Annotated in this window: 1 pseudogene; it reads right to left on the reverse strand. The window is 35.6% G+C overall.

Annotation, left to right across the window (positions count from 1 at the left end):
- Nucleotides 1–325 (reverse strand): annotated as a pseudogene (locus FXW34_RS22760) (hypothetical protein); the annotation flags it as partial.
- Nucleotides 326–827: the final 502 nt, after the last annotated feature.

The following is an 827-nucleotide window of genomic DNA, read 5'->3' on the forward strand; positions in this document are numbered from 1 at the left end:
TGGCCTGTTGGTATTCCTTTTGAGAAAAATCTTGATTGGGATTGAGCTCTTTCCAAGCTTCGTATTCCAATTTCATCTGTTTTCCGTAGAAGTTGTCACCATTGAAGATGTCGTCTAGGCTTATTTCTGGTTTTTCAACTTCTACCGAATTATATGTACCAGCCGTAATATGAACCGTTTCACTAATGCCGAGCCGGTTTTTTGTCGTGTAGTTGGAGATTGATAGATCATGCATCTCCTCTACAAACGCATCGATATCCTTATAAAATCTTTCATCGATTGTCCGGTCAACGATATCGCCTACTTTTCCAGTAAATCGATGCAAGACTTGAAAGTCCTCATATAATGCCTGGTGTTTCGATTTTTGGCTCGTTGGAGAAAAGGACGGGTTTCTTCAAGAGAATATTTTATATTGCCAGATTGCAGGAGGTTGAGGATAGTTTGGTTAAATTTTTTACAAATGATCTTGGATTAGTTACGTCAGCATTCATTAATTCATTCATATAAATTTTACATATAAAAAAGGCCATACATAGAGTAATGGTTCTATGTACTGACCTTTTGCGGTGTTGTATTTTACAATGTAACTCAATAATTACTTTGGTCCCCTTCGAAATTATCAGTAGTGACCATTTAATGCTTACGTTTTTTACAAATGGATTATATTAGGAAAACGCCGGAACCGTCCCTTGTTCCTTTGTGTTTTCCGTAGAAATTGTCACCACTAAAAATATTCTCCAGGTATAAAAACAAAAATTTTTATCGTCAATATTAATTTCTAAATAAAAAACACTCTTTGCCAAAAGGCAAACGAGTGCTTTATTTCG

Origin of the sequence: Bacillus marasmi (assembly GCF_902168435.1) — a bacterium.
GTDB lineage: Bacteria > Bacillota > Bacilli > Bacillales > Cytobacillaceae > Bacillus_BU > Bacillus_BU marasmi.